Below are 25515 nucleotides of genomic sequence, written 5' to 3' on the forward strand. Positions count from 1 at the left end.
AGCCGTTTTCATTTTCCGATCGGCCCGGAACCCATGGCTCTTGTTGCGCCCGTTCTTAACCTGCCTCCGCCGTTCCCGCGGGATTGGCGCCTCGCACACCGAAATGCGGCGGGTGTCGTGCGAAGAGGGCGAGACATGCGGCGCGGCGGCGCGGCTGGGTGGGTTCAAGCCATCTTCATTGACGCGCGCGCGCCCTATGCTCATGGTCTCATAGTGGCCTGAACAGGGAGGCGGGATGGCACAATGCATCGTTGCGGCCGCGGCGTCGGGACCGGTTCTGGTCTGTGACGAGGGTCTCAGTTTCTGGGGTGGGGTCGATCCCGAGACGGGGCGAGTGATCGACGCGCACCACCCCCAGCACGGTGCGGCGCTGGCAGGGGCGGTGGTGATGATGCCGACCAGCCGCGGCTCATGCTCGGGCAGCGGCGTGCTGCTGGCTTTGGCGCTGAATGGCCATGCTCCGGCGGCGTTGGTGTTTCGCGAGGGCGAGGATGTTCTGACGCTTGGCGCGCTGGTCGCGGCGTGGATGTATGACCGGCCGGTTGCGGTGCTGCGCCTGTCGGCGGCGGAATACGCTGCGCTGGCGATGGAGCCTTCGGCCGAGGTAACGCCCGAGCGCCTGACGGCGGGGGCGCTGTCGCTGACGCTGGAACCGCTTTCAGGTGAGACGCTGGACCTCAGCGATGCCGACCGCGCCATGCTGTCCGAGGAGGCCGCACCGCCGGTGCGGCTGGCGATGCGGATCATCTGCGCCATGGCGGCCGCACAAGGTGCCGAGCGGTTGACCGATGTCAGCCGCGCCCATATCGACGGTTGCATCTATCACAGCGAGGCCAATCTGCGCTTTGCCGAGGATATGGCCGCGATGGGCGGGCGGGTCTGTATCCCCACCACCATGAATGCGATCTCGGTCGATCATGCAAACTGGCGCGCGCAGGGCGTGCCGCCCGCGTTCGGCGGGCCGGCCAGCCGGCTGGCCGATGCCTATCTGCGGATGGGGGCGCGGCCCAGTTTCACCTGTGCGCCCTATCTGCTCGACGACATCCCGCAGGCGGGCGAGGCCATCGCCTGGGCCGAGTCGAACGCGGTTGTCTATGCCAACAGCGTTCTGGCCGCGCGCAGCGTGAAACATCCCGATTACCTCGACCTGTGCATGGCGCTGACGGGCCGGGCGCCCTTGGCTGGCGTCTATCTGGACGCCAACCGCAAGGCGCAGGTGGAAATCCGGGTGGAGCGGCCCGAGGGCGCAGACGACGCGTTCTGGCCCTTGCTCGGCTATCTGGCCGGGCGGCTGGCGCCCGACCGTATCCCTCTCCTCACCGGGCTGGAGGGCAGCGCGCCGTCCGGGGATGATCTCAAGGCGCTCTGTGCTGCCTTCGGCACCACCTCGGCGGCGGCGATGCTGCATGTGGCGGGTGTCACGCCCGAGGCTGACGGGGCCTTGACCGATGGCGCGGCGCATATGGCCATTGCACCGGGTGACTTCGCCCGCGCCTGGGATCAATTCAATCCCGGGCCCCAGCGGGTGGAACTGGTCGCCATTGGCAGCCCGCATGCCTCGGCCCATGAGTGCCGGGTGTTGACGGACCTGCTGGACGGGCACCGGATCGCCGATGGAACCGCCACCATTGTCACGATTGGCCGGGGTGAGCGGGACAAACTGGCGGGCGACGGGGTGCTGGCGCGCCTGCAAGCCTTGGGCGTGCAGGTGATCCCGGACCTTTGCTGGTGTTCGGTGACTGAACCGGTGCTGCCGCCTGCGACCCGCACGATAATGACCAATTCGGGCAAATACGCCCATTACGGGCCGGGCCTGTCGGGCCGCGCCATGCGGTTCGGCAGCCTTGCGCACTGCGCCGAGGCGGCGCTGACTGGATACGCGCCGGGGCGTCCCGGCTGGATCAACGGGCAGGACAGGGTATAATGCGCAGCAGCAAGACCATCCATGTGATTTCCGCCCATGCCGAGGGCGAGGTGGGCGATGTCATCGTTGGCGGTGTCGCGCCGCCGCCGGGCGAGACCCTGTGGGAACAACGCAACTGGATCGCGCGCGACGGGCGGCTCAGGAACTTCATGCTGAACGAGCCGCGCGGCGGCGTGTTCCGGCATGTCAACCTGCTGGTGCCGCCCAAGGATCCGCGCGCCGATGCGGCCTTCATCATCATGGAACCCGAGGATACGCCGCCGATGTCGGGATCGAATTCGATCTGCGTGGCGACCGTGCTGCTCGACAGCGGGCTGGTCGAAATGGTCGAGCCGGTAACCGAACTTGTTCTGGAAGCCCCGGGCGGGCTGGTACATGTGCGCGCCGAATGCCGGGACGGCAAGGCCGAGCGCATCTTTGTGCGCAACCTGCCGTCTTTTGCCGCGCAGCTCGACGTTTCGCTGGATGTTCCGGGGTTGGGGCGGGTGAGGGTAGACACCGCCTTTGGTGGAGACAGCTTCGTGGTGGTGCGGCCCCAGGATGTAGGGGTCGAGATTACCCGCGACCGGGCGCGCGATCTGGCCGAGATGGGCATCGCCATCACCAATGCCGCAAATGCGCAGCTGGGCTTTCATCATCCCGAGAACCCGGATTGGCGGCATATCTCCTTTTGCCTCTTTGCGGGCGGGATCGAGCGTCGGGATGGAATTTTGCGTGCCGCTTCCGCCGTGGCGATCCAGCCCGGCAAGATCGACCGCTCGCCCACCGGCACCGCCGTTTCGGCGCGCATGGCGATCCTGCATGTGCGCGGGGACATGGCGCAAGGCGAGCAGTTCATCGCCACCTCGATCATCGGCTCCGAGTTCTCGGGTCGCATCGCGGGGCTGACCAGCGTCGGCGAGCGCCCGGCGATCCTGCCCGAGATCTCGGGGCGGGGCTGGATCACCGGCATGCATCAGCACATGCTGGACCCCGCTGATCCCTGGCCCGATGGCTATCGGCTGCGGGATACCTGGGGAGTCTGAGTCTTAATTTCATTTTGATTTCGAAAATTACTCAATAAAATCAATACGTAAAACGAAACTAAAAAATTAGTTTGACAACTTGCGCGCCCATGTGAAAGCTAAATGACAGTCAGGTGCCACAGAGCATTTCTGGCATTGCAGACAACAGGGAGGAAAAGATGCGCAGGTATCTTTTGTCCGCTGCCGCGGTATGCGCCGTGGTCGCGGGACAGGCAGCCTATGCCGACGAGGCCGCTGCCAAGAAATGGATTGACGAAGAGTTCCAGCCCTCGGTCCTGTCCAAGGACGAGCAAATGGCCGAGATGCAATGGTTCATCAAGGCGGCCGAGCCTTATGCCGGCATGGAAATCAACGTGCTGTCCGAGGGCATTCCGACGCACAGCTACGAATCCGAGGTGCTGACCAAGGCCTTCGAGGAAATCACCGGCATCAAGGTGAACCACCAGATCCTGGGCGAGGGCGAGGTCGTTCAGGCCGTGCAGACCCAGATGCAGACCAAGCGGAACCTGTATGACGCCTATGTCAACGATTCCGACCTGATCGGCACCCATTCGCGCCTGCAACTGGCCTATAACCTGACCGACATGATGGCGGGCGATTTCAAGGACGTGACCAACCCCGGTCTCGACCTGGGTGATTTCATGGGCACCCAGTTCACCACCGGTCCCGATGGCGATCTGTACCAGCTGCCCGACCAGCAATTCGCCAACCTCTACTGGTTCCGCAAGGACTGGTTCGACCGCGAGGACCTGAAGGCGGCGTTCAAGGCCAAATACGGCTATGAGCTGGGTGTGCCGGTCAACTGGTCGGCCTATGAGGATATCGCCGAGTTCTTCAGCGAAGACGTCAAGGAAATCGACGGTACCGCGATCTATGGCCACATGGATTACGGCAAGCGCGCGCCCGACCTCGGCTGGCGGATGACCGATGCCTGGTTGTCGATGGCCGGTGCCGGGTCCAAGGGTGAACCCAACGGTATCCCGATCGACGAATGGGGTATCCGCATGGAGGCCGGTTCGTGCAACCCGGCCGGTGCCAGCGTGACCCGCGGTGGCGCGGCAAACGGCCCGGCGGCGGTCTATGCGATCCGCAAATGGGACGAATGGCTGCGTAAATACGCGCCTCCGGGTGCGGCGTCTTATGACTTCTACCAGTCGCTGCCGGCGCTGGCACAAGGCAACGTGGCCCAGCAGATCTTCTGGTACACCGCCTTTACCGCCGACATGGTCAAGCCGCAGTCCGAAGGCAACAACACCGTGGATGGTGACGGCAACCCGCTGTGGCGGATGGCGCCCAGCCCGCATGGCCCCTATTGGGAAGACGGCCAGAAGGTCGGCTATCAGGACGTGGGATCGTGGACCATCCTCAACTCCACCCCGCTGGATCGTGCACAGGCGGCCTGGCTCTATGCCCAGTTCGTGGTCTCCAAGACCGTCGACGTGAAGAAAAGCCATGTTGGTCTGACCTTCATCCGCGACAGCTCGGTTAATCACGAGAGCTTCTCGGAACGCGCGGCGAAACTGGGTGGCCTGGTGGAATTCTACCGCTCGCCCGACCGGGTGCGCTGGTCGCCCACCGGCATCAACGTGCCGGATTACCCGAAGCTGGCCCAGATCTGGTGGCAGCAGATCGGCGACGTGAACTCTGGTGCCTTTACCCCGCAAGAGGCGATGGACCGTCTGGCGTTCGAAATGGACACCGTGATGGCCCGGATGCAGGCAGCGGACGAGGCGGCGAATGTCTATGGTGGCTGCGGCCCGCGCCTGAACGAAGAGAAGGACGCGGAATGGTGGTTCGCCAATGGCGGCGCCAAGCCCAAGCTGGACAACGAAAAGCCGCAGGGCGAGACCGTCAACTATGACGAGCTGGTTGCCCGCTGGGCCAAGAACTGACCTGGCTTCCTGATGGGCGGGGTCGTGAGTGAACCCGCCCACCTTCAGCCCCGGGGAACCTTCCGGTCTCCGGGGCCTCTCTGACCGAAAGAACCGGCCGAAAGCTTTGGGACGATGGCACTCGAACTTAGAAACGTAACCAAGCGCGTCGGCGCGGACCTGCATATCAAGGAGACCTCGCTGGTCCTTGAGACAGGTCACTTCAACGTCCTGCTCGGGGCGACCGGGGCGGGCAAGACCTCGCTGATCAAGATGATGGCCGGGCTTGACCCGGTGGCCAGTGGTCAGATCCTGATGGATGGTCAGGACGTGACCGGGCAGAGCACGCAGAAACGCAACATCAGCCTGGTGCACCAGTTTTTCATCAACTATCCGCATATGACGGTGTTCGACAACATCGCCTCGCCGCTCAAGGTGGCGGGTCTGGCGAAATCCGAGATTCAGGGCCGGGTCGAACATGCGGCCGATATCCTGAAGCTGCGCCCGATGCTGCACCGGCGCCCGCACGAGCTGTCGGGCGGCCAGCAGCAGCGCACAGCGCTGGCCCGCGCCATTGCCAAGGAAAGCCGCGCGGTGTTCCTGGACGAACCGTTGGCCAATCTCGACTATAAACTGCGCGAGGAATTGCGCGATCAACTGCCCGACCTGTTCGCGGGCCGGGGCGCGGTGGTGGTCTATGCCACTTCGGAACCCGAAGAGGCTCTGCTGTTGGGCGGGCATACGGCGCTGATGGAGGATGGCCGGGTGACCCAGTTCGGTCGCACCGCCGAGATCTATCGCGACCCGTCCAATGTACTGGCGGCGCAGGTGTTTTCGGACCCGCCGATCAACACGGCCCAGATCGCCAAGCAGGGCGATACCGCGCGCATGGGGCCCGATGTCAGCTGGACGCTCTCGGGCGCGGCGGCCGGTTTGGCGGATGGCCCTTATGTGATCGCGATCCGGCCCCATCACGTGTCGCCTGTCGCCTCGTCCGAGGCCACCGTGACCCTGTCGGGCCGGGTACAGGTGACCGAGCTGTCCGGCTCGGAAAGCTCGGCACATTTCGACATGGGCAGCGGCAGCTGGGTGTCGCTTGCTCCGGGCGTTCACCCGTACCGGGTGGGCGAAATGCATGATTTCCATATGGATCCATCGGCGGCCTATGTGTTCGCGCCCGATGGTTCCCGCGTGGCGTGAGGCGCAGATGGCGAAAATTACACTCTCCAAGCTGCGACACAGCTATTATCCGAACCCGAAAACGCCCGATGACTACGCGTTGAAGGAGATCGACCTCGACTGGACCGATGGTGGCGCCTATGCGCTGCTTGGCCCCTCGGGCTGTGGAAAGTCCACGCTGCTGAACATCATCTCGGGCCTGCTGGTCCCGTCCGAGGGGCGGATCCTGTTCGATGGGCAGGATGTGACCGAACTGCCGCCCGACAAGCGCAACATCGCGCAGGTGTTCCAGTTTCCGGTGATCTACGACACGATGACCGTCTACGACAACCTCGCCTTTCCCCTGCGCAACCGGGGCCGGGACGAGGCCACGGTGCGCGAGCGGGTCACCGCGATTGCCGAGATGCTGGAGCTGTCCGACCTGCTCAACCGCAAGGCCGCGCATCTGAGCCCGGACAACAAGCAGAAGATCTCGATGGGGCGCGGGCTGGTGCGTCAGGACGTGAACGTGGTGATGTTCGACGAACCGCTGACCGTGATCGACCCGCATCTGAAATGGAAGCTGCGCTCCAAGCTGAAGGAACTGCACCAGCGGGTGCGCGCCACCATGATCTATGTGACCCATGACCAGACCGAGGCGCTGACATTCGCCGATCAGGTGGTGGTGATGCAAGAGGGCGAGGTGGTGCAGATCGGCACCCCGGTCGAACTGTTCGACCGGCCCGCGCATACGTTCGTGGGCCATTTCATCGGCTCGCCCGGCATGAACATCCTGCCCGCCGAAGTGTCGGGTGGGGTGGCGCATTTTGCCGGTCAGGCGATCCCGCTCGAAGGGCCGATCACCGCCGCGCCCGGCGCCCGGACCGAGATCGGCATCCGCCCCGAGTTTGTCTCGCTTGGCCTGTCGGGCCTGCCTGCCACGGTGACCAAGGTCTCGGATGTGGGGCGGCACACGGTGGTCGAATGCGAGGTCGCGGGCAGCCGCGTCAATGCCATCGTCACCGGGTCTGGCCCCGAAAAGGGCGCAATGGTGCAACTGGAATTCCGCCGCGACCAGACCCGGCTTTACGCCGATGGCTGGCTGGCGAGTGAGGCCGCGGAGGGCGCCGCATGAAGACCGAATATCAAAAGGCCTGGTTCTTTGTGCTGCCGGTGCTGGTGCTGGTGGCATTCAACGCGCTGATCCCGATGATGACGGTGGTCAACTATTCGGTGCAAGAGACGTTCGGCGACAACCTGTTCTTCTGGCAGGGGCTGGGGTGGTTCGAGCAGATCCTGCGCTCGGACCGGTTTCACGCCGCGCTGGGGCGGCAGTTTCTGTTCACCTTCCTGATCCTGATCATCGAGGTGCCGCTGGGCATCGCGATTGCCCTGTCGATGCCGCGCAAGGGGTTCTGGGTGCCGGTCTGCCTGGTGCTGATGGCACTGCCGATGCTGATCCCGTGGAACGTGGTCGGGGCGATGTGGAACATCTTTACCCTGCCCGATATCGGCCTGCTGGGCTATTTCCTGAACCATGTCATGGGCATAAACTATGACATGACGCAGGACCCGCTGGCGGCCTGGATCACCATTGTCACCATGGATGTCTGGCACTGGACCTCGCTGGTGGTGCTGCTCAGCTATGCGGGCCTCGTGTCGATCCCTGACGCCTACTACCAGGCGGCCAAGATCGACGGGGCGTCGAACTGGGCGGTGTTCCGCTATATCCAACTGCCCAAGATGAAGACGGTGCTGACCATCGCGATCCTGTTGCGGTTCATGGACAGCTTCAACATCTATACCGAGCCTTTCGTGATGACCGGAGGCGGGCCCGGCAACTCGACCACGCTTCTGTCCATCGACCTGGTCAAGATCGCGCTGGGGCAGTTCGATCTGGGGCCGGCAGCCGCGATGAGCCTGATCTATTTCGCCATTACCCTTCTGGTCAGCTGGCTGTTCTACACGCTGATGACCAAGGACGATCAGAACTGAGGACGACAGACATGCAAAAACGAACCCTCGTCCCCATCGTCTATATCCTGTTCCTGATGCTGCCGATCTATTGGCTGGTGGCGATGAGCTTCAAGACGACGAACGAGATCCTGGCCGGGTTCTCGCTGTTCCCGCAAACCTTCACGCTGGAGAATTACCGGGTCATCTTCACCGATCCGACCTGGTATTGGGGCTATATCAACTCGATCCTCTACGTCACGCTGAACACGGTGATCTCGGTCGCGGTGTCGCTGCCGGCGGCCTATGCCTTCAGCCGCTATCGGTTCCTGGGCGACAAGCAGCTGTTCTTCTGGCTGTTGACCAACCGGATGGCGCCGGCGGCGGTGTTTGCGCTGCCGTTCTTCCAGCTCTATTCGGCTGTTGGGCTGTTTGATACCCATCTGGCGGTGGCGCTGGCGCATTGCCTGTTCAACATCCCGCTCGCGGTCTGGATCCTCGAAGGCTTCATGCGTGGCATACCGAAGGAGCTGGATGAAACCGCCTTTGTCGACGGCTATTCCTTTCCCCGCTTCTTTGCCACCATCTTTGTCCCCTCGATCAAGGCGGGCGTCGGGGTGGCGGCCTTCTTCTGCTTCATGTTCTCGTGGGTCGAGATGCTGCTGGCCAAGACGCTGACAGCGGTCGAGGCGAAACCCATCGCGGCCACTATGACCAAGACCGCGTCAAGCGCGGGGTACGAGCTGGGGTTGCTGGCGGCGGCGGGGACATTGACGATCATTCCGGGCGCGATCGTGATCTGGTTCGTCCGCAACTACATCGCCAAGGGTTTTGCGATGGGGAGGGTGTAATGCTTTCATGGATGGCCTGGACCTGGCCCACCGCGCTTTTGTTCATCGGCATCTTCAGCGCCATCGGGGTGCTGGTGGTGCTGGAAATCCGGCACCCGGGCGGGGATGCCCGCAAGGGGGTGCTGGGCCTGACCACCACCCGGGGCGACCGGCTGTTCATCAGCCTCCTGGGCAGCAGCTATATCTTCCTTGCCTGGCTGGGGCTTGTCGGCCTGCCGCTGTGGGTGCCGCTTGGTCTGGCATTGGCCTGGGGCAGCTTCTGCTTCTGGAAGGTGTGAATGCCCGGCTGCTAAGAAAGTAGTTTTCAACCGCCTCTTCAGCCCCTAGCATGGATCGGAACAAGGATGATGCGGAAAACCGAGCCGATGGCGCGCAAACAGGAACGTTCCCTGCTGACCGAGGTCGAACTGGAATTCATGACCGTGGTCTGGGAAATCGGCAGCGGTACCGTGCGTGATATTCTGGCCGAACTGAACAAGGCGCAGACCCGCGCCTATACCTCGGTCGCGACGGTATTGAAGATCATGGAGCAGAAGGGCTTTCTGACCTCCGAGCGGCATGACCGTTCGCTTGTCTATCGCTCGGCCGTTCCCAAGGAAGACTACCAACGAACGACACTCAAGGACCTTTCGAGCAAGCTTTTCGACGGCGCACCGGCGGCATTGGTCGCCCGGCTTGTGGACGACGAAGAGGTGACGGACGACATGCTCGAAAGCATGCGGGCCTTGCTGAACGAAAGGTTGGGGGACAATGGACGGTGAAGTTCTTCTCAATGCCTATCTTGATCTGAACCTTCTGCTGGTCGCGGGTGTCGCGATCTGGTCGCTGCTCCGATGGGCGGTGGCGAAAACCCGGCTGGGTACGGCCTATATGCCGCAGCTGCGGCTGCTGAACGGGCTGACGGTGCTGCTGGTGGCCTCGCCGCTGCTGGCGATGGCGATCACCACCTGGATCGTTGCCCATCCCCCCAATATTCCCGACCTGCTGGTGCGCCAGTACCTGCATGGCAATGTCGGCCTCAGCGCCAGCCAGTTCGAGGCGCTTCTGGGCCTGCGCGAGGATATGGTGCGCGCCCTGCTGGCCCAGCACGAGGTCTGGGCTCAGGTGGTGGCGGCGGCCTTTCTGGCCGGTGCGCTGTTTTGTACCCTGCATATGGGCCTGTCGGTCTTGCGGTTGAGCAACAGCCTGCGCGGCGCCCATCTGTGGAAGCGGATCGGGCGGGTGCACCTTTTGGTCAGCGATACCGCCCGTGTCGCCTATTCCACCCGTGGGTTGCGTAATCGCTATGTGGTGCTGCCCTCGGCGCTGCTCGAGGCGCCCCAGGACCTGCGCATGACCGTCGCACACGAGTTGCAGCATTTCCGCCAGAGCGACATCGAATGCGAGTTCCTGCTTGAACTGCTGCGCCCGCTCTTGTTCTGGAACCCGGCCTTTTTCCTGTGGCGCCGCCAGGTGCGGATGCTGCGGGAATACGCCTGCGATCAGGCGCTGATGGCGCGGCCGCATTTCGACATGCGCGCCTATTGCGAATGCCTGTTCCGTGCCTGCCGCGTGGCGGCGCAGAACCGGGTGCTGTTCGCCCGCACCACGCCCACGGTGGCGTTGGTCGACCGGCGCGAGACGCGCCGCCCCTCGACCCTGCACAGCCGGATCGAGGCGCTGACCGCGACCCGCCAGGACACGGCGGGGCCGACTGCCTGGCTGTTGATCTCGGGCCTGCTGGTGGCCTCGGTCCTGAGCACGATGCTGGTGATGCAGCGCTCGTCCGACTGGAGCCATGATCGCATCATGCTGTCGACCATCGTCAATCTCGAACGCATGGCCCAGCGCAACGCAACCGTCGCCAGCCCGTTCCAGGGCGGTTTTGTGGTGGCAACCGACTGAACGGGCGGACTGCCCAAGGTATGTGCGTTTCAGTCTTGGCTGAAATCGGGCTAGGTTACGGCAAAGCTGCAACCGGAGTGCTGTGATGAAAGCCGTTCTTTACCGCGCCTTTGGCGCCGCACGTGATGTCCTGACACTTGAAGAGTTTCCCGCGCCCAGGCCCGGCCCGGGCGAGGTGCTGGTTGATCTGGCCTTCTCGGGGGTGAACCCCTCGGACGTCAAGGCGCGTGCGGGGGCGCGCGCCGGTGTGACCGAGCTGCCCTATCCCGCGATTGTACCCCATAGCGACGGGTCCGGCGTGATCCGCGCAGTGGGCGAGGGGGTTGATGTTGCCCGGGTTGGCGAACGGGTCTGGCTGTGGAACGGGCAATGGGGCCGAGCCATGGGCACCTGCGCCGAACAGATCGCGTTGCCCGCCGAACAGGCGGTGCCGCTGCCGCAGGATGTCAGCCTGGAAACCGGCGCGGTGCTGGGCATTCCCGGCCTGACTGCGGCGCATGTGGTATTCTCGGGCGGTCCTGTCTCGGGCAAGACCTTGCTGGTGCAGGGCGGGGCCGGCACCGTGGGCTTTCTGGCGGTGCAACTTGCCAAATGGGGCGGTGCCCGGGTCATCGCCACCGCCAGCGCCGGTGCTGCCGAGCGTGTGCGCGCGGCCGGTGCGGATGCGGTACTGGATTATGCCGCACCCGATCTGGCCGCTGCGGTGCTGGCGGCCAATGACGGCGCCCCCGTCGACCGGATTGTCGAGGTGGAATTCGGCGCCAACGCCGAAGTGGACGCTGCCGTGATCGCCCCGAACGGGCGCATCAACGCCTATGGCTCGGCCCGTCAGATGGCGCCGGTGCTGCCGTTCTATCCGCTGATGTTCAAGTCGGTGACGCTGGAAATGACGCTGGTCTACCTGCTCGACACCGCAAATCGCCAGGCGGCGATCGGCCATCTGCACAGCGCGTTGAGCGCGGGCGCGCTGAGCTGTCCGGTCCAGGAAATCTATGCGCTCGACGCCGCCGCCGCCGCCCATGAGGCGGTTGAACGCGGCGCGCGCAGCGGGGCTATTCTTGTTCGGACCAGCGGTTGATCCATGCCGTTACGGCGGGATAGAAAAAACGTGAGCGGCGCTCAGATTTTTGCGCCAAACCTCTTGCGCAGCCTCCCGAGGTTGCGTAGATAGCCGCTCACCGTTGGGGTGTAGCCAAGTGGTAAGGCAACGGTTTTTGGTACCGCGTACCGTAGGTTCGAATCCTACCACCCCAGCCATTTCTCTCAGGTTCAGCAGAACAAGCAGTCAGGGATCCCAAGGGTCCTGAGAATGCCCCTGTTTATGCCCCACCCAAGAGATCTCTTATCTAAAGCCTTTCAGGCGCGACTTGTCGGATGGCACATTCATCCCCGCCATCTAATCGAGAACGTAACCCCCAACGACTTGGCAATGCCGATTACGGTACTGTGTCGGGGATTGCCGGTGTTTCTCTCGAAACGCACGATTGAACGGTCCAAGCGAGGCGAACCCGACATCGTAGGCGATTGACAGCACAGGTGTATCGGCCCGCGCAGGATCGGACAGTATCTCACACGCCGCCTCTATCCGGTGTTCGTTCACGAATTGAGCAAAGTTGCGATAGCCGAGCCCCTTGTTGATCGCGCGTCGGACCCTGTGTTCAGGCGCATCCACGGCTGCTGCGAGCTGTGCGATTGTAAGCCCTTCCTGTCGCCAGATACCATCCGCCATCGCCGCCTCGACCCTTTGCAGAACTGCTGCATCGGCGCCTGACAATGGCCTGGCAGGTTCCGGTTCAGGCTCCCGCCGAAGGGGCCAGAGATCGGGTGCGATCCGCACGGCCCAGGACAGGAACAGGAGTGTCAGCACCAGAAATCCCGAGGCATGGAGCGGGTACATCACGGGGGGCAGATCGGCATCGAGCTTCAGGAACTCGACCACCGAGATCCCGAGGCCGGTCAGGGCCATGAGCGCCACGAACCACCTGCGGAACCGGCGGCGGCTTTCGACCAGATCGACAGCGGCGGTGGACAGCGCGATATAGAGCAAGCCCGCATAGAGCAGGACGACAAGGATGCCCCGGAGCGTCGCCGCGAAAGGCAGGATGGGTGCAAGCCAGGCACCTGCGGTGACCAAGACTGCCAGCATGCCGTGCCACGGCCGGTAAACCGGTCGGTCGAGGAATATCTCGGCTCCGGCCCAGACCGCCAGGACCGGCACCGCACCGGCCAACATGACAAGACCGGTCTCGGCCCAGGTCCCGGAGAGCCCCAGGTTCGGCGACGACACAAGCAAGTAAGCACCAAGTCCGAGGCAGAGAGCTGGCACCGACAGGCCCCTTGGCCAAAGGGCGCGATTGGCCAGGAAGATCAGCGCACAAACCGCCAGCGCCGTCACCGCGCCGCCCCTCAGAAGGAGATCAATTCCAACGACCAAATCTTCCATGGATCGAGCGAAGCCCAGACTGGCGAACCGGTCAACCTTGATACACGCGCCGATTCCGGAAAGGCCGCGCCGATTCCGAAGATCGCGCGGCAGTTTTCGAATACAGCGCGCGCCGCAATGCCCCGTCGTCGCATGTGGTCCGGAGCACCCGTAAACAGGAGACCATCATGGAAGATCAATGCATTATCAGTCATCTCGCCGGGATTTTCTCCGGCGTTCTTGCCACGGACTTTCTGCGCTACGCCGTCGGTGCAGGTGGCGTTTACCTGACCGTGAATCTGGCGCTGGCGGCTCGGCTCCGGGCGCGGAAGATCCGGGCCTATGAGCCGCCGAAAGGCCAGATCGGCCGCGAAATCCTCGCAAGCCTGCGAACGGTTCTGATCTTTGCCCTGAACGGAACGTTGATCGTTGTCGGAGCGGAGGCGGGACTCGTCCCCATCTATAGGGAAATCGCCACCCACGGCTGGGCCTATCTCTTCTTCAGTACGACGGTTCTGATCGTCGCCCATGATACGTGGTTCTATTGGTCGCACAGGCTTCTGCACTACCCGCCGATCTTCCGGCGCTTTCACAGGCTGCACCACAAGTCGCACAACCCGACGCCCTTTACCTCCTACAGTTTTGATCTGGGCGAGGCGGTAGTGAATGCGATCTACCTGCCGCTGATCCTGCTTGTCCTGCCCGCGCATCCGGTGGCGATCCTGGTGTTCGTCACCCATATGATGTTGCGGAATGCGATCGGGCACTCTGGCTATGAAATCTTTCCGGCAAACCGGCGCGGCAAACCGCTCTTTGACTGGATAACCACCGTCACCCACCATGACCTGCACCACGCCCACGCCGGATACAACCTCGGCCTTTACTTCACATGGTGGGACCGGCTGATGGGAACAGAGCATCCGGATTATCACGAAGCCTTCCAAAAAGTGGCCAAACCTGCCTCATGGCCATCGGTCCGCGCCGTGATACTCGCTTTCGCGATCTTTACCGGTATCGCGGTGTCTGACGCACGTGCAGAACGTCTGTCCGGGGCCTACGCATCGCCCGGCTTCGGCGTCATCGTTCGGTTCGAGCCTTGCAACGCCAACCCGGGTCTGACTTGCGGCCGGATGATCTGGGCCTGGGACGCTGCCGAAGTGCCCCATGCCCAGTCAGGGGACGTCATTGTCATAGACCTGCACGGCGACGGGAATGTCTGGTCCGGTCGGCTGAAGAACCCCGAAAACGGGCGCATGTACCGTGGTTCGGTAGTCCAACGCAGCCCTGACACGATTGTACTGCGCGGCTGCGCCGGACCTTTCTGCACTTCGCAGATTTGGCATTCCGTTCGCGCGCTGAGGCGCGCCCTGGAAAGCGCCGAATAGGTTTTGGTTCAACCTTGATCTGGAGCACTTGTTATGAGCAAACCCGAGTTCATCGCCCGCCAAGGCCGCAAGCCGACCGGATGGCTTGGCCATATTGTCGCCCGCGTCATGGCACGAGAGACCCGCCCAGAGAACGACCGCGCCCTGAGCTTCCTCGATCTGGCAGATGGCGACAGCCTCATCGACATCGGCTGCGGGCATGGCGAAACGCTTTTTCAGGCCGACCGCATTGTGCGTCTTTCAGGCAGCGTCGGCGTGGATTTCTCCGAGGTAATGCTGAAGCGTGCTCGTGCCAGGAACCGTGATGCGGTCTGGGACACGCGCATGGCGTTTCATTGTGCGGACACTGCTGCGCTGCCCTTTCCGGACAAGCGGTTCGGCAAGGCGCTTTCGGTGCATACGATCTATTTCTGGCCGAACCCGGCGGCCCATCTTGCCGAGGCGTTCCGCGTTTTGCGCCGAGGAGGGCGCTTCTTGTTTTGTTACCGATCGACTGCTGACAGACGGGCCGTGGAAGAGTTCCCGGACACTGTCTACCGTTTCCCGAGCGTTCAGGAAGTGGAGGAGAAGTTGAAGCTGGTCGGGTTCCTGGGCCCCGAGACCACAACTGAGGACATCAAAGGACGCCTGACGCATTGGAGTATCGCGGAGAAGCCGTGAAGCGAAGAACAGCTACGAGGATTGAGGCCGCTGCATTCGGGTAGGGTGCCGAATGTCTCGTGTGGGGCGCTGCGCATGGCCGGGTCAACTCGGAACGTTCCCGCCCGCTGCAGAGCGGAGATCGGCCGGTTTGATCCCACAGCGGAATGGCGCTGCCACCGTTGCTAGATGAGATAACTGACCTACCTACCTTCGCCAAAAAGGTGCAGCCAGGATAAACCCCCGATTTTGCATCGCGTAGCGGGTTTTCCGTTGCCAATGTTCGAGTTGCCAACAACGCTCGAATTGCTTGAAAACGATGGTCTGCGATGCCACAATTGAAGAAGGCCGATAGAGGCGGCCTCCTGGTCCGCGGAAAGCTGTCATCGGCGCCTCTGCAATTCTGAAAGCCACATCATCGGATTTCTCAGCCCGTCAAAGCGGACCATCGGGCGCTGGAGGGAAAACGATGACAAAATCTCTGGACCAATTGCGTCGAGACGCCAAGGCGCTGGGCAAGGCCGTAGCAGACGGCGACAAGGGTGCGCGTTTGCGTGTCCAAGGTATCCTGACCGATCCAAAGCAGGGCAGCTACAAACACGCCGATTTTCTGCACGTCATTGCGCGCGAAACGGGTTTCGCGACGTGGCCTGCCCTCAAGCTGGCCGTTGAAACTGAAGGCATGGATAGGGCGCAAAAACAGGGTCGCTTGCGATGGGCCCTCTACAACGGCTCCCCGATGACGGTCAATCATTTGCTGCGCGAAGATCCGTCTCTCCCAGAGGGCCAAGTTCCCTTGCTTGTCGCGTTGTATGATGTCGAGGGCATGCGTGAGATCTTGGCGCGAGATCCGGACGCAGCAACCCGGGACTATCCGCCGAGGCGCCCGATGTGCCATCTTGCTTTCTCGAAACACATCAAATCCCAACCGGAGAAGCAGGCGGACATGCTTGCGATGGCGGACCTCCTCTTGGCGCATGGCGCCAATGTGAACGACAGTTTTCCCTCAGCGCCAGACACAGATCACCGCCTTTCCGCGCTCTATGGCGCAATCGGTCACGCGGATAACCCGGCGCTCGCCCGATGGCTTCTGGAGCACGGTGCAGACCCGAACGACAACGAGTCGCTCTATCATTCGACGGAATGTGGACATGTCGAAAGCCTGCGATTGTTGTTGACGCATGGCGCGAACCCAATGGGAACCAATGCCCTGCCGCGTGCGATCGACTTCGACAACACCGAAATGGTGCGGTTGCTTCTGGAGCATGGGGCAAACCCTAATGAAGGCTCGTCACCACACCCCTCTGGCGAGCCCACTTTGGTGATTCCCGCTCTTCATCAGGCCGCCCGGCGACTTGCATCGGCCGAGATCGCACAACTGTTGCTGCAACACGGCGCAGACCCTTCCGCACGCAATCGAGGGCACACACCATACGCCTTTGCCAGAGTTTTCGGGAACACAGCGGTTGCCGAGGTTCTGGAACAAGCAGGCGCAAGAACGGATCTAACCGTACCGGAGGAAATACTCGTCCGTGCAGCCGATGGGACCAACAGCACGCATGATCGGATCGACATGCAGCAAATTCCCGAAGAAATGAAATACCTGCTGTGTCGCCTTGTCTGGCGCGAGGGCACGCTTGCGCATATGCAGCGCCTTGTCGCTATGGGGTTCGACCCGAATTCTCCAGACGAAATGGGGATGCCTCCGCTGCACCTTGCAGGGTGGGAAGGCATGACAGAGGTCATGGCTTACTTTCTTGAGCAGAGTCCCGACCTCGATCACATCAACGAATATGGTGGGACGCTCCTGTCGACGATTGTTCATGGGTCCGAAAACTGCCCGCAACGGCATCGACGTGATCATATCGAGTGCGCGCGCATGGCGCTGGAGCGCGGCGTTGAACTGCCGCAGAAAGCAGCAACCTACGCTACGGTCCCGGAAATGTCGGCCTTTCTTGCCGATTGGGCAGAGTCCCATCCCAGCCAGGTCGTAGTTCATGGAGTGGTCTAGTATGTTCGGGTGACCAATGTAATGGCGCCGGTGCAGCGAAAGCTCACTCCGTCCCGCTCTGCCGTCATTGCCCTGTTCGAAATGCTGCGCGGTCCACGAATGGCCGCAATACGGAAGCTGCACTGCGGCGTTGAGGGTTCAGACGAGCGGCCGGTAAGGGCCGTCCTTGCCAAGCCAGACACCCCAGATCATGCCGGTGCTGCGCTGCATCCGAGGTCGGCAGAGAGCCCATTGTATGTACCGGCTGCTGTTCGCAAGTGAGATATTGGCGTGGCTTGCGGTAGTCGCTCATATGTATTCGGCCTGTTTATCGGCTCGCGGGCCGTGGCCATTGTGGGTTACGCACGCGCCTTGATCTCATTACTAACCAGATCGGTGACGACCATTTGGGCTCTCAGATTCTGGGGGCGTAGTTTCTCCGTCCCATGCTGCTCTCCTTCGCGAACTCCGTGGGGCCTTGGCCGCTAGATCGCGGCCAAGGCCTCGTCTCTCTCAACCTGGTACTTCGATCCGTAGCGCAGAACGCTCCAGGCCGTACGGGCCAGCTTGTTGGCCAAAGCGACAGCAGCCTTGTTATGCGGCATACGGCCCACAACGCCACGCAGCCATGGGCCTAATCCTAAGGCATCCCAGCGGTGCGGGCGCATCAAGATGACATTTGCCGCCTGCACCAACAGCATCCGCAGATAGCTGTTTCCGCGTTTGCTGATCCGGCCAAGGATTGTTCGCCCGCCCGTGCTAAACTGGCGCGGCACCAACCCGACCCAAGCTGCGAAGTCTCGACCACGATCAAACACCTCGCCCTTGCCAATGGCGGAAACGATGGCCGTCGAGATAAGCGGGCCGATCCCAGGAATGGTCATGATGTTGGCGCTGTTCTCCTCCGATCGGCTGATTTCCTCGATCTCCGACGAGATTGCCTTGATCCGCTCATCAACCCACAGCCAATCTCCATAGAGACCCATCAGGATCGCGCGCATGCGTGATGAGATTTCATCGCGCCGGTTTTCGAGGATCGCCGCAAACGAGCTCTGCAACCTATGCCGCCCCGCCCGCACAGTGATGCCTTGCTCAATCAGGAACGCCCGGATCTGATTGATCGTGGCGGTCCGGCGTGCGACCAGCCTCGACCGAACACGATGCATTGCCTGCAGGTCCAACTGATCCTGGCTTTTCTCAGTAACCGTGCGGGGGTTTGGACGCATTGCTGCTTCAGCGATAGCCTCCGCATCGTTGTAATCGTTCTTTTGCCCCTTATTGAACGGCTTCACATAGATCGCCGGGATGATCCGAGGCTCAAACCCGAGCTCTCGCAGCATGCGGCTAACAAAATGCGCGCTTATGCAGGCTTCCATGCCGACAACGCAGCGTGGCAGCTTCTCAAACGTCGGCTTTATCGCCAACCGCTTGATATTCTTGCGCAGAACTCGCTCACCCGCGTGATCAAACCCGACGAGGTGGAAGGTTTCCTTGCCGATATCAACGCCAATGACTGCGATCTCTTCTGGGCTTTTGGATTTCATGACTGCTTCTCCTGATTTGCAGAAATAGGCAAAGCCTAACCTGCTAGGTGAAGCAGCCGGTACATCCCATTAGTCACTGATGCTGCGCAGCGCATCAATGTCCGCTGTTGCGACTTGCAAGCCACGTCAAGGCAGACGACCAGACCAATAGCCCTAAGAGGCCAAGGACGGCGATGGAGCTGATCAATGTTGCCCATGAACCAACCAGTATGAAGGTTTCCATGAACTCGGGGTAATCAATGAATCTGCGAGGCTTTGGCAATAAGAATACTAACATTGTTGAGAATGCGCTGCCCCCTATAAGGCCGAGATGAAGAAGCCAAAATAAAGCCTTCGTTATTTTTGGATACAGCATCGCTCCAAAACGCGTTTGCAGCCACGTTAAAACGGCGAAGACCGCCATAGCCAACCCAAGATTGAGCGAGACGTAGCCGCGGTTCACAACGTAGTATGTGTCTCGATATGCTGGTTCCGTCTCTCGGATATTGCTGAGAACGATTTGTGTGCTGACGAAGTTTGCGCCTCCGAAGGCAGCGTAGACCAGCGTGGCGACGGCAAATAGGGCGGTCGGTGACCATTGCCGTAGATGTGCCACAAGTGGTGCAAGTATCAGGCAAAATAAGAAAAATATGGATTGAACCACGGTGCGTTATGCTTTCTTTAGCCCGTTTCGGGTAATTTCAGCATTCATCCAATGCGTTTCACTCTGCACATGATCAGCACGAACATATTTGGCCATACAGGTTCCCATGTTTGTTTCGGAGAATTCTGAGGTTGTTCTGACGACAAAGCCTTCCTGTTTGCTTAGGTCTAGATCAGCCAGTACTGCGTTGACGGCTGCGTCACTGAATGACCCACGATGCAGGACCGATACCGGCTGGATTCCGAGGATGTTGAAACGCTCCACTGTGGAATCCCAAGTTTTTACTGTGCCATCAACGATCCACGCAAAGCCTAGAAAATAGGAATTCAAGTTGTCGTATGCGACTGAGTGGCGTGCAAACAAATATTCGCCCACGATCCGTTCGTTTTCGGCAAGGCTTGGCGAGATCACTGCCGCAAACGCTTTCATCCAATCGCGTGATGCATGATAGCCGCTGTCTGGGCTGCGGGCATGGCACCCACCTTGATAGATTGTGGTATTCTCGCCATCCATTTTCTCGGTGAAAACAACTTCGGTGGCGGCGGTCAGGACGGACAGATCCCGGAGGATTTTGTCGTCGCTCATGACGCCTGGGGAAGTAGGGAGGTGATACGGTCGGCCATATTTTCTCATATTCGAGTTATTGCCTCAATGAGCGAGGTAGTTGAACCTCAAACCGCAACAGCGGTCATTGAGGCAAAAGCGACGAAAGCTCGGTTTGTCTAAGATTTTTGGATGCGGGGCAGTGCGTTAGTGTTGTGTTGGGCGGTCAGGCCCGCGTTGACAAATCTGACAAGGTGGAAGCGGCGGGACGCAAGCGCCGTGCTATGGGGAAAGTACAGGCCCCAGTCCCTGATATCGGTTGGAGTTTCGCGGATTTTTCCGAGTTTGGAGGCGTAGCGTCGATGTCTTGGGTTTAGGACCGGGCCCGTTTTTCGGTCTTGCTGCGGCGGCCTGCGTTCCATCGCGACGCATTGATGGCACTGAGCCAAAGCTTGCCTTTGACCGGCATGTTGCGTGTCGGACCTGAGGAGGCGCAAAAGATGGGCGGTTCATCATGCGGCCCGCTTTCTTGGTGGCGCTCGGGTTCGGGGGATTTGGCGACGCCGGAAGGTCTCGATGATGCGCATCTGTCCGCCACAGTCGGGGCATGGCTCACGTAAAGTGAGGGGTGCCGGGGGATCATCTGCGGGCCGGTCTGGCTCGGCCGATCTGGTCGCTCCAAGAAGCGCACGGATTTGGGCGACTTTCGCTCTGCGTCTACTGCCTGCAAGGAAGCCGTAGTGGCGGAGACGATGGAACCGGTCGGGGAGCACATGCATCAGAAAGCGGCGGATGACCTCGGTTGGCAGGCGCATGACCTTCATGCGGTCACCACGCTTGATCCTGTAATCCTTCCATTTGAACGCCACGGTGTTGGCATCAGCGCTGACGAGGCGACGGTTCGAGATGGTGACGCGGTGGGTGTATCGTGACAGGTATGCCAGCACGGCCTCCGGTCCGCCGAAGGGGTGAAGGGCGGCCAGGAATTGATCCAGTGGATCAATTCAGCCCTGAACGGGCGCAGCCCCGGGGCGGCATGGACCACCCAGTCGGTTTTGCGCAGCGGCGTGAGCCATTCGGCGAGAGCACTGGCCTCTGCCAATTCGGTGAGATCACCGAAGAACCTCAGCTGTCCTGCACGGTGCAAAGCCATGAGGCCTTTGACAAGCAACCGCCGGAGTTCAAGCGTCAAGCAAATGATCCGGGGGATCATTTGTAGCGCAGAACCGCGACAGCACGCGCACATGCAAAAAGAACCCTGGTTTGCACGCGACCCACCGGGTGCCGTCCGGGGACAGGCCACCGCCTGGAACGATCATGTGGATATGCGGGTGATGGGTCAGCGCCGATCCCCGGGTGTGGAGGACGCTGGTCATGCCGATGCAAGCGCCAAGACGTTTGGGATCAGCGGCGATGGTCATCACCGTTTCCGCCGATGCCCTGAATAGCAGGCCATAGACCGCCCGTTTGTTCCAAAGCGCTATGCGTGCGATCTCGGCTGGCAGCGTGAACACCACGTGGAAATACTCGACGGGCAGCAGATCCTCAGCGCGGGCCGCCATCCAGTCGCGCGCCGCCGGTGCCTGACACTTCGGGCAATGCCCCCCTCTCGGCAGATTTGGCTTTGCCAAATCGCCTGCCGGGCAATGGTATCTTGCAGCTGTTGTAGGCGATGTGCTGGTGGTTGCACTTGGTGCAGGCCGCCACATGCCCGCCGAGCGCCTCCGTTCGGCAGGCTTCAATCGCTGACATGACCTTCAACTGCGCCAGGGTCAGATGCCCTGCATTGGCCCGCCGATACGCCGGGCCATGGATTTGAAAGATGTCAGCAACCTCCAGCTTCGGGCGCGGCAATGCCCGCGGTCGTCACTCCGACCTTCGGTCCCGCAGCTGCGCAAGCACCTCGTAGGGGCTGTCGGTGTCGCGGATCCATCGCCCGACAGGGCATTGCGCAGCGATGTCCCGAGAGGGGGCTTGGTCGCCACATGGGTGTATTGCGCCGTCGTACTCAGCTTGGCATGGCCGAGCAGAACCTGGATCACGCGCACATCCGTTCCCGCCTCCAGAAGATGCGTCGCGAAGCTGTGGCGCAAACCATGCAGCGGGCTGCGCGGCTTCTTGATCCCGGCCAGGTGCTTGGCTGCACTGAAGGCGCGATGGAGTTGCCGGGGTGAGAGCGGGTTGATCCGGGGCTTGCCTGGGAACAGCCAGCCATCGGGTCGCGCTTCTTTCCAATAATCCCGCAACAAGCCAAGCAGTCCTGGCGAGAGCATCACCTTGCGGTCCTTGCCGCCTTTGCCCCGGTCGACATGGATCGGCATCCGGTCGCTGTCGATATCGGTGACCTTGAGATTGCAGACCTCCGACGCACGCAACCCGGTGCCATAGGAAATGCTGAGTGCCGCCCGATACGTCAGCCCCGGCCCAGGCGCGACCCTGAGGATCTCGACACCTCTTCGGCGCTGAACACCACGGGTAGCTTGCGCGGCTCCGTGCGAAAATGCAGGCAGTCCTTCCTCTCAGAGCGCTTGCACGTCGTTTCAAAAAAGAACCGCAGCCCGACAAGTCGCGCGTTGTAGGTCGATGGGGTGACGTTCGTGTCGACCATGTGGAGCTGATAGGCGCGCAAGTCTTCAGGCGTCGCAGTGTCCGGCGACCGCCCAAGGAACTCGGCAAGATATCGAACCGCCCTGAGATGCGCCTTCTGCGAGCCTTCGCCCAGCCCTTTGATCCGCATATCTTCGATCATCCGCGCACGCAGCGGTGTTGTCTTGGTGTCCACCATGGGACCCTCCTGTCTGTTGATTGAGAGACCCCAATCGTCAGACAGAAAAGCCCATCTCCAAAATCCCCGTGGTCAGATCACCGCGCCGCCCTCACCACAAGCGCCCTGCCGCGCCAGCGGCTTCGTCCTCGTCCCGCGATCCGGGTTTTAGCTGGTCGAATATGCTGCGGGAGGGAACGAACGGCAGCTTCGGGGAAGCTGCGCTGCAGCGTCGGACCCTATCGCCAAGGTCGCATTTGGGCCGACCTCGGCGGCGGCATTGCCCGTCACTCAGTCTCGGTACTGCGCCGCCGTAAGTCCGGTCCCAGCCCCAAAGCGACCCGCTTCACTTCTTGTTTCGAATGGCTGGACAAAAACTTCGGACCGAGGCAGTCCATTTTAGCATGAGTGTCAACCTAAGCTATCTCGAAGACTGTGAGCGAGTTCGACCGAGTTGGTCGCCTGAAGATGGAGTAGCGTCTTCCTTTTCAGAGTTCTTTTTCACAATGAACGAGCCGCTTAGCTTTGTATGGTTGGCGATTATGGCCCTGTTTCTATGGAAAAGGAGCATGTTGTTTAGCGTGCTTCTCCCGCTGCTGTCATTGTGGCTTTGGGCTGATTGGAACTGGTTGAAATACTATTTGGATGATGACCTCTACCATGGGCAACTAGGCGGCTGCGTAGGCTCTCTTGCGGTCACAAACATTGTTCTCTTGACGGCGTTTTTGCTTGGCATACTTGCAGCGTTTTGGCGATGGCTCAGGCGAACATGAAATGTCCGCTCCGTCCGGAAGTCTCCCAGTTCGCCGTCAGTCCGATTTTCACTCGCAGCGAATGGCCGGAATGCGGGCTGCGACCGCAGAATCGTGAAGGTGGAACGAAGGTCGGCCTTGGACCGCACTTGAAAACGGCCCAAGTCTTTCGATTTCAACAGCTTCGGAGATCGCCGGTGCGTCCTCATGTTCGACGCCAAGGTATCGAACGGTACTGTCCATCTTCGTGTGGCCAAGCAAAAGCTGTACCGCACGCAGGTTTCCAGTCTTGCGGTAGATGTGCGCGACCTTGGTTCTCCGCATGGAATGCATACCAAATGATGTTGGATCGAGTCCGATGGATTTGACCCATTCACGAACAAGCCGCGCATATTGACGGGTCGAAATGTACAAGCGCTCATGAAAACGCCCCGGCCAAAGGAAATCCGAGCCGATCATCAAAGGCTCCTCCATCCATCTCAAGATTGATTTGCGTGTGCCCTCGGTGATCTCAAATCGCACTGGGCGTTGCGTCTTGCTTTGGATGATCGAAGCTCGTTCCTTGACCTGACCTGAGGCGTAGATACCCGCAACCTTCAGCTTCACTAAATCGCATCCACGAAGCTTGCTATCGATGGCTAGGTTGAACTGCGCCAGATCGCGATGGTTCTCTGCGATCTCAAGACGCACGCGGATTGCCAAACATGCTTTGGCATCAAAGGACGTTTCTGTCCGACGACGCGGCCCTTGTTCCAGGCAGGGCGACAAGCTCGAATGGCGGGTAAGTTTGCAATGGTCATGATGGATCATCCCATCCACCACGATCCACCACAGCGCCAACCAGACGTTGGCAACTCAGCTTAGCATGCCCATGTGCACGTATGGAGAAGGTCGGGTGAGTGAACCGCTCCGGGTTTTCCTGAGGCTGATTGTCATTAGTTACGCGGCCATGTTTTCAGTTTCCCGAGTCGCGTAGAAGTTTGCCTCAGCTTCGGCTGGCGGGATGTTCCCGATGGGCTCGGGAAGGCGGCGGTTGTTGAACCAGCCGACCCATTCCAGAGTCGCGTATTCCACTGCCGCGAAGCTGCGCCAAGGGCCGCGGCGATGGATAACCTCAGCCTTGAAGAGGCCATTGATGTTTCGGCCAAGGCATTGTCATAGCAGTCGCCAACGCTTCCCACGGATGGTTCGATGCCCGCATCCGCCAGGCGCTCGGTGTAGCGAATGGACAGATATTGCGAGCCGCGATCATTGTGGTGAACCAAGCCCATGGCCTTCGTTGGTTTCCGGTCGTGAACAGCCTGCTCCAGTGCATCCAGGACGAAACCGGTCTGTGCAGATGTGCTTACCCGCCAGCCGACGATCTTGCGCGCATGGGCATCGATGACGAAAGCGACATAGACAAAGCCCTTCCAGGTAGCGACATAGGTGAAATCGCTGACCCAAAGCATATGGGGTGTGTCCCCTTGACACAAGTTTTCCGCTTGTTCTCGCAAACGTAATGTTGTTCGCGTGACGAGTTCAACTTGACGTTTTACGCCGACACCACTAAGAGTCGAATTATGACAAACGAATCCCACATCATCTTGCGCTTGCGTGCAGAAGCCGAAAAGAAGCGCACTGCTGCTTTGGATCGTGCGGAGAAAGCGCAGCGCGAAGCCGAACGTTTCAGCGTCGAGGTTGAAGCTTACGACAAGGCTATCAAAGCCATGGAGCGCGCGGGGATCGCTGATGCCCTGAAGGATGTAGACTTTGATCTGGACGTGACGCCGAAAGTAGGCGCATCGGACAAATGGGTCAGTATCTACAAGGCTCTCCACGCTACCGCAGACGCGCCTTACAGCTATGAGGACATCGGCGCAGCGGTTGAACTGGCAGGGCACGAGGCAAGCGCAGGCGGTCAGCGCACGCAGATGATGAATGCCGTCAAAGCGGGGTGGTTTGACCGTGTTGGACACGGGAAGTTTGAATTTACAGATTCTGGTTTGGCGCTTATTGGCGCAAACCAGAAAGAGAATGAGCCGCCCTTGGGCGGCTCAGAAGCAGGGGAAGGTGACACTTCTCCTAAATTTGCAGGCGGATACGAGTTCGGGGACCCGCCTGGTAAACATCCTGACCCCTCAGGCCAGACCCGGCACTGGAAGACGCCGGGAACTTGATCGGGGGT

19 protein-coding genes, 1 tRNA gene and 4 pseudogenes are annotated in these 25515 nt (G+C 60.9%); 16 read left to right on the forward strand and 8 right to left on the reverse strand.

What is annotated here, in order from left to right; genetic code table 11:
• The first annotated feature begins 235 nt into the window (after window positions 1-235).
• From SPO_RS03060 to SPO_RS03115, 12 genes are all read left to right on the forward strand, one after another.
• Window positions 236-1924 (forward strand): cis-3-hydroxy-L-proline dehydratase, encoded by a 1689-nt coding sequence (locus SPO_RS03060; RefSeq protein WP_011046362.1) that lies wholly within the window; start codon window positions 236-238, stop codon window positions 1922-1924.
• Window positions 1924-2949: a trans-3-hydroxy-L-proline dehydratase gene (locus tag SPO_RS03065; RefSeq protein WP_011046363.1), complete on the forward strand. Its 1026-nt coding sequence runs from the start codon at window positions 1924-1926 to the stop codon at window positions 2947-2949. Before SPO_RS03060 ends, SPO_RS03065 begins: the two co-directional genes overlap by 1 nt.
• A 158-nt stretch (window positions 2950-3107) precedes the next feature.
• Window positions 3108-4841, forward strand: coding sequence for an ABC transporter substrate-binding protein (locus SPO_RS03070; RefSeq protein ID WP_044027876.1), 1734 nt, complete (start codon window positions 3108-3110; stop codon window positions 4839-4841).
• Between the two features lie 114 nt (window positions 4842-4955).
• Window positions 4956-6020 (forward strand): ABC transporter ATP-binding protein, encoded by a 1065-nt coding sequence (locus SPO_RS03075; protein WP_011046365.1) that lies wholly within the window; start codon window positions 4956-4958, stop codon window positions 6018-6020.
• A 7-nt stretch (window positions 6021-6027) separates the two neighbouring features.
• Complete coding sequence (locus SPO_RS03080; RefSeq protein WP_011046366.1) at window positions 6028-7113, forward strand: ABC transporter ATP-binding protein; 1086 nt, start codon at window positions 6028-6030, stop codon at window positions 7111-7113.
• Window positions 7110-7973 carry a carbohydrate ABC transporter permease gene (locus tag SPO_RS03085; RefSeq protein WP_011046367.1) on the forward strand — a complete coding sequence of 288 codons (864 nt, stop codon included), beginning with the start codon at window positions 7110-7112 and terminating at the stop codon, window positions 7971-7973. Before SPO_RS03080 ends, SPO_RS03085 begins: the two co-directional genes overlap by 4 nt.
• 11 nt (window positions 7974-7984) lie before the next feature.
• Entirely contained in the window at window positions 7985-8782 is a 798-nt protein-coding gene (locus SPO_RS03090) for a carbohydrate ABC transporter permease (protein ID WP_011046368.1), read from the forward strand.
• Window positions 8782-9060 carry a DUF2160 domain-containing protein gene (locus tag SPO_RS03095; RefSeq protein ID WP_011046369.1) on the forward strand — a complete coding sequence of 93 codons (279 nt, stop codon included), beginning with the start codon at window positions 8782-8784 and terminating at the stop codon, window positions 9058-9060. Before SPO_RS03090 ends, SPO_RS03095 begins: the two co-directional genes overlap by 1 nt.
• 87 nt (window positions 9061-9147) lie before the next feature.
• Entirely contained in the window at window positions 9148-9543 is a 396-nt protein-coding gene (locus SPO_RS03100) for a BlaI/MecI/CopY family transcriptional regulator (protein WP_011046370.1), read from the forward strand.
• Window positions 9533-10666, forward strand: coding sequence for a M56 family metallopeptidase (locus tag SPO_RS03105; protein WP_011046371.1), 1134 nt, complete (start codon window positions 9533-9535; stop codon window positions 10664-10666). Before SPO_RS03100 ends, SPO_RS03105 begins: the two co-directional genes overlap by 11 nt.
• A gap of 85 nt (window positions 10667-10751) precedes the next feature.
• Window positions 10752-11744 (forward strand): NADPH:quinone reductase, encoded by a 993-nt coding sequence (locus SPO_RS03110; RefSeq protein WP_011046372.1) that lies wholly within the window; start codon window positions 10752-10754, stop codon window positions 11742-11744.
• A 104-nt stretch (window positions 11745-11848) separates the two neighbouring features.
• Window positions 11849-11923, forward strand: a tRNA-Gln gene (locus SPO_RS03115).
• 139 nt (window positions 11924-12062) lie between these two features.
• Here the strand turns inward: SPO_RS03115 and SPO_RS03120 are convergent.
• Complete coding sequence (locus SPO_RS03120; RefSeq protein ID WP_011046373.1) at window positions 12063-13109, reverse strand: helix-turn-helix domain-containing protein; 1047 nt, start codon at window positions 13107-13109, stop codon at window positions 12063-12065.
• A gap of 167 nt (window positions 13110-13276) precedes the next feature.
• Between SPO_RS03120 and SPO_RS23055 the strand changes: the two genes are divergently transcribed.
• From SPO_RS23055 to SPO_RS03135, 3 genes are all read left to right on the forward strand, one after another.
• Complete coding sequence (locus SPO_RS23055) at window positions 13277-14473, forward strand: sterol desaturase family protein (RefSeq protein WP_011046374.1); 1197 nt, start codon at window positions 13277-13279, stop codon at window positions 14471-14473.
• 33 nt (window positions 14474-14506) lie between these two features.
• Window positions 14507-15133, forward strand: a complete 627-nt coding sequence (locus SPO_RS03130) for a class I SAM-dependent methyltransferase (protein WP_011046375.1) — start codon at window positions 14507-14509, stop codon at window positions 15131-15133.
• Between the two features lie 448 nt (window positions 15134-15581).
• The gene (locus SPO_RS03135; RefSeq protein WP_011046376.1) at window positions 15582-17123 is read left to right on the forward strand and encodes an ankyrin repeat domain-containing protein; all 1542 of its coding nucleotides are present in this window, start codon (window positions 15582-15584) and stop codon (window positions 17121-17123) included.
• A gap of 464 nt (window positions 17124-17587) precedes the next feature.
• Here the strand turns inward: SPO_RS03135 and SPO_RS03140 are convergent, their stop codons facing one another.
• The 7 genes and pseudogenes from SPO_RS03140 to SPO_RS03175 all read right to left on the reverse strand — a co-directional run.
• The gene (locus SPO_RS03140; protein WP_011046377.1) at window positions 17588-18646 is read right to left on the reverse strand and encodes an IS110-like element ISSpo1 family transposase; all 1059 of its coding nucleotides are present in this window, start codon (window positions 18644-18646) and stop codon (window positions 17588-17590) included.
• A 94-nt stretch (window positions 18647-18740) separates the two neighbouring features.
• Window positions 18741-19289 carry a cytochrome c oxidase domain-containing protein gene (locus tag SPO_RS03145; protein WP_011046378.1) on the reverse strand — a complete coding sequence of 183 codons (549 nt, stop codon included), beginning with the start codon at window positions 19287-19289 and terminating at the stop codon, window positions 18741-18743.
• A gap of 6 nt (window positions 19290-19295) precedes the next feature.
• Window positions 19296-19874: an RNA ligase family protein gene (locus SPO_RS03150; protein WP_230981764.1), complete on the reverse strand. Its 579-nt coding sequence runs from the start codon at window positions 19872-19874 to the stop codon at window positions 19296-19298.
• Window positions 19875-20344: 470 nt separating this feature from the next.
• Window positions 20345-21686: pseudogene (locus SPO_RS03155) on the reverse strand (IS91 family transposase).
• Window positions 21687-21790: 104 nt separating this feature from the next.
• A pseudogene (locus SPO_RS03160) lies at window positions 21791-22617 on the reverse strand (tyrosine-type recombinase/integrase); the annotation flags it as partial.
• Between the two features lie 902 nt (window positions 22618-23519).
• A pseudogene (locus SPO_RS03170) lies at window positions 23520-24148 on the reverse strand (tyrosine-type recombinase/integrase); the annotation flags it as partial.
• Window positions 24149-24287: 139 nt separating this feature from the next.
• A pseudogene (locus SPO_RS03175) lies at window positions 24288-24805 on the reverse strand (IS3 family transposase); the annotation flags it as partial.
• Between the two features lie 105 nt (window positions 24806-24910).
• On the opposite strand from SPO_RS03175, the gene SPO_RS03180 reads away from it, so the two are divergent.
• Complete coding sequence (locus SPO_RS03180; protein ID WP_030003178.1) at window positions 24911-25507, forward strand: hypothetical protein; 597 nt, start codon at window positions 24911-24913, stop codon at window positions 25505-25507.
• Window positions 25508-25515: the final 8 nt, after the last annotated feature.

The sequence above is a fragment of the Ruegeria pomeroyi DSS-3 genome, assembly GCF_000011965.2.
GTDB lineage: Bacteria > Pseudomonadota > Alphaproteobacteria > Rhodobacterales > Rhodobacteraceae > Ruegeria_B > Ruegeria_B pomeroyi.

Coding starts and splice junctions, on each gene's coding strand:
- SPO_RS03105 (WP_011046371.1), top strand. CDS start 9,533: ATGGACGGTGAAGTTCTTCTCAATGCCTATCTTGATCTGAACCTTCTG.
- SPO_RS03080 (WP_011046366.1), top strand. CDS start 6,028: ATGGCGAAAATTACACTCTCCAAGCTGCGACACAGCTATTATCCGAAC.
- SPO_RS03110 (WP_011046372.1), top strand. CDS start 10,752: ATGAAAGCCGTTCTTTACCGCGCCTTTGGCGCCGCACGTGATGTCCTG.
- SPO_RS03120 (WP_011046373.1), bottom strand. CDS start 13,109: ATGGAAGATTTGGTCGTTGGAATTGATCTCCTTCTGAGGGGCGGCGCG.
- SPO_RS03075 (WP_011046365.1), top strand. CDS start 4,956: ATGGCACTCGAACTTAGAAACGTAACCAAGCGCGTCGGCGCGGACCTG.
- SPO_RS03065 (WP_011046363.1), top strand. CDS start 1,924: ATGCGCAGCAGCAAGACCATCCATGTGATTTCCGCCCATGCCGAGGGC.
- SPO_RS03135 (WP_011046376.1), top strand. CDS start 15,582: ATGACAAAATCTCTGGACCAATTGCGTCGAGACGCCAAGGCGCTGGGC.
- SPO_RS03130 (WP_011046375.1), top strand. CDS start 14,507: ATGAGCAAACCCGAGTTCATCGCCCGCCAAGGCCGCAAGCCGACCGGA.
- SPO_RS03060 (WP_011046362.1), top strand. CDS start 236: ATGGCACAATGCATCGTTGCGGCCGCGGCGTCGGGACCGGTTCTGGTC.
- SPO_RS23055 (WP_011046374.1), top strand. CDS start 13,277: ATGGAAGATCAATGCATTATCAGTCATCTCGCCGGGATTTTCTCCGGC.
- SPO_RS03180 (WP_030003178.1), top strand. CDS start 24,911: ATGACAAACGAATCCCACATCATCTTGCGCTTGCGTGCAGAAGCCGAA.
- SPO_RS03070 (WP_044027876.1), top strand. CDS start 3,108: ATGCGCAGGTATCTTTTGTCCGCTGCCGCGGTATGCGCCGTGGTCGCG.
- SPO_RS03090 (WP_011046368.1), top strand. CDS start 7,985: ATGCAAAAACGAACCCTCGTCCCCATCGTCTATATCCTGTTCCTGATG.
- SPO_RS03085 (WP_011046367.1), top strand. CDS start 7,110: ATGAAGACCGAATATCAAAAGGCCTGGTTCTTTGTGCTGCCGGTGCTG.
- SPO_RS03150 (WP_230981764.1), bottom strand. CDS start 19,874: ATGAGCGACGACAAAATCCTCCGGGATCTGTCCGTCCTGACCGCCGCC.
- SPO_RS03140 (WP_011046377.1), bottom strand. CDS start 18,646: ATGAAATCCAAAAGCCCAGAAGAGATCGCAGTCATTGGCGTTGATATC.
- SPO_RS03100 (WP_011046370.1), top strand. CDS start 9,148: ATGGCGCGCAAACAGGAACGTTCCCTGCTGACCGAGGTCGAACTGGAA.
- SPO_RS03095 (WP_011046369.1), top strand. CDS start 8,782: ATGCTTTCATGGATGGCCTGGACCTGGCCCACCGCGCTTTTGTTCATC.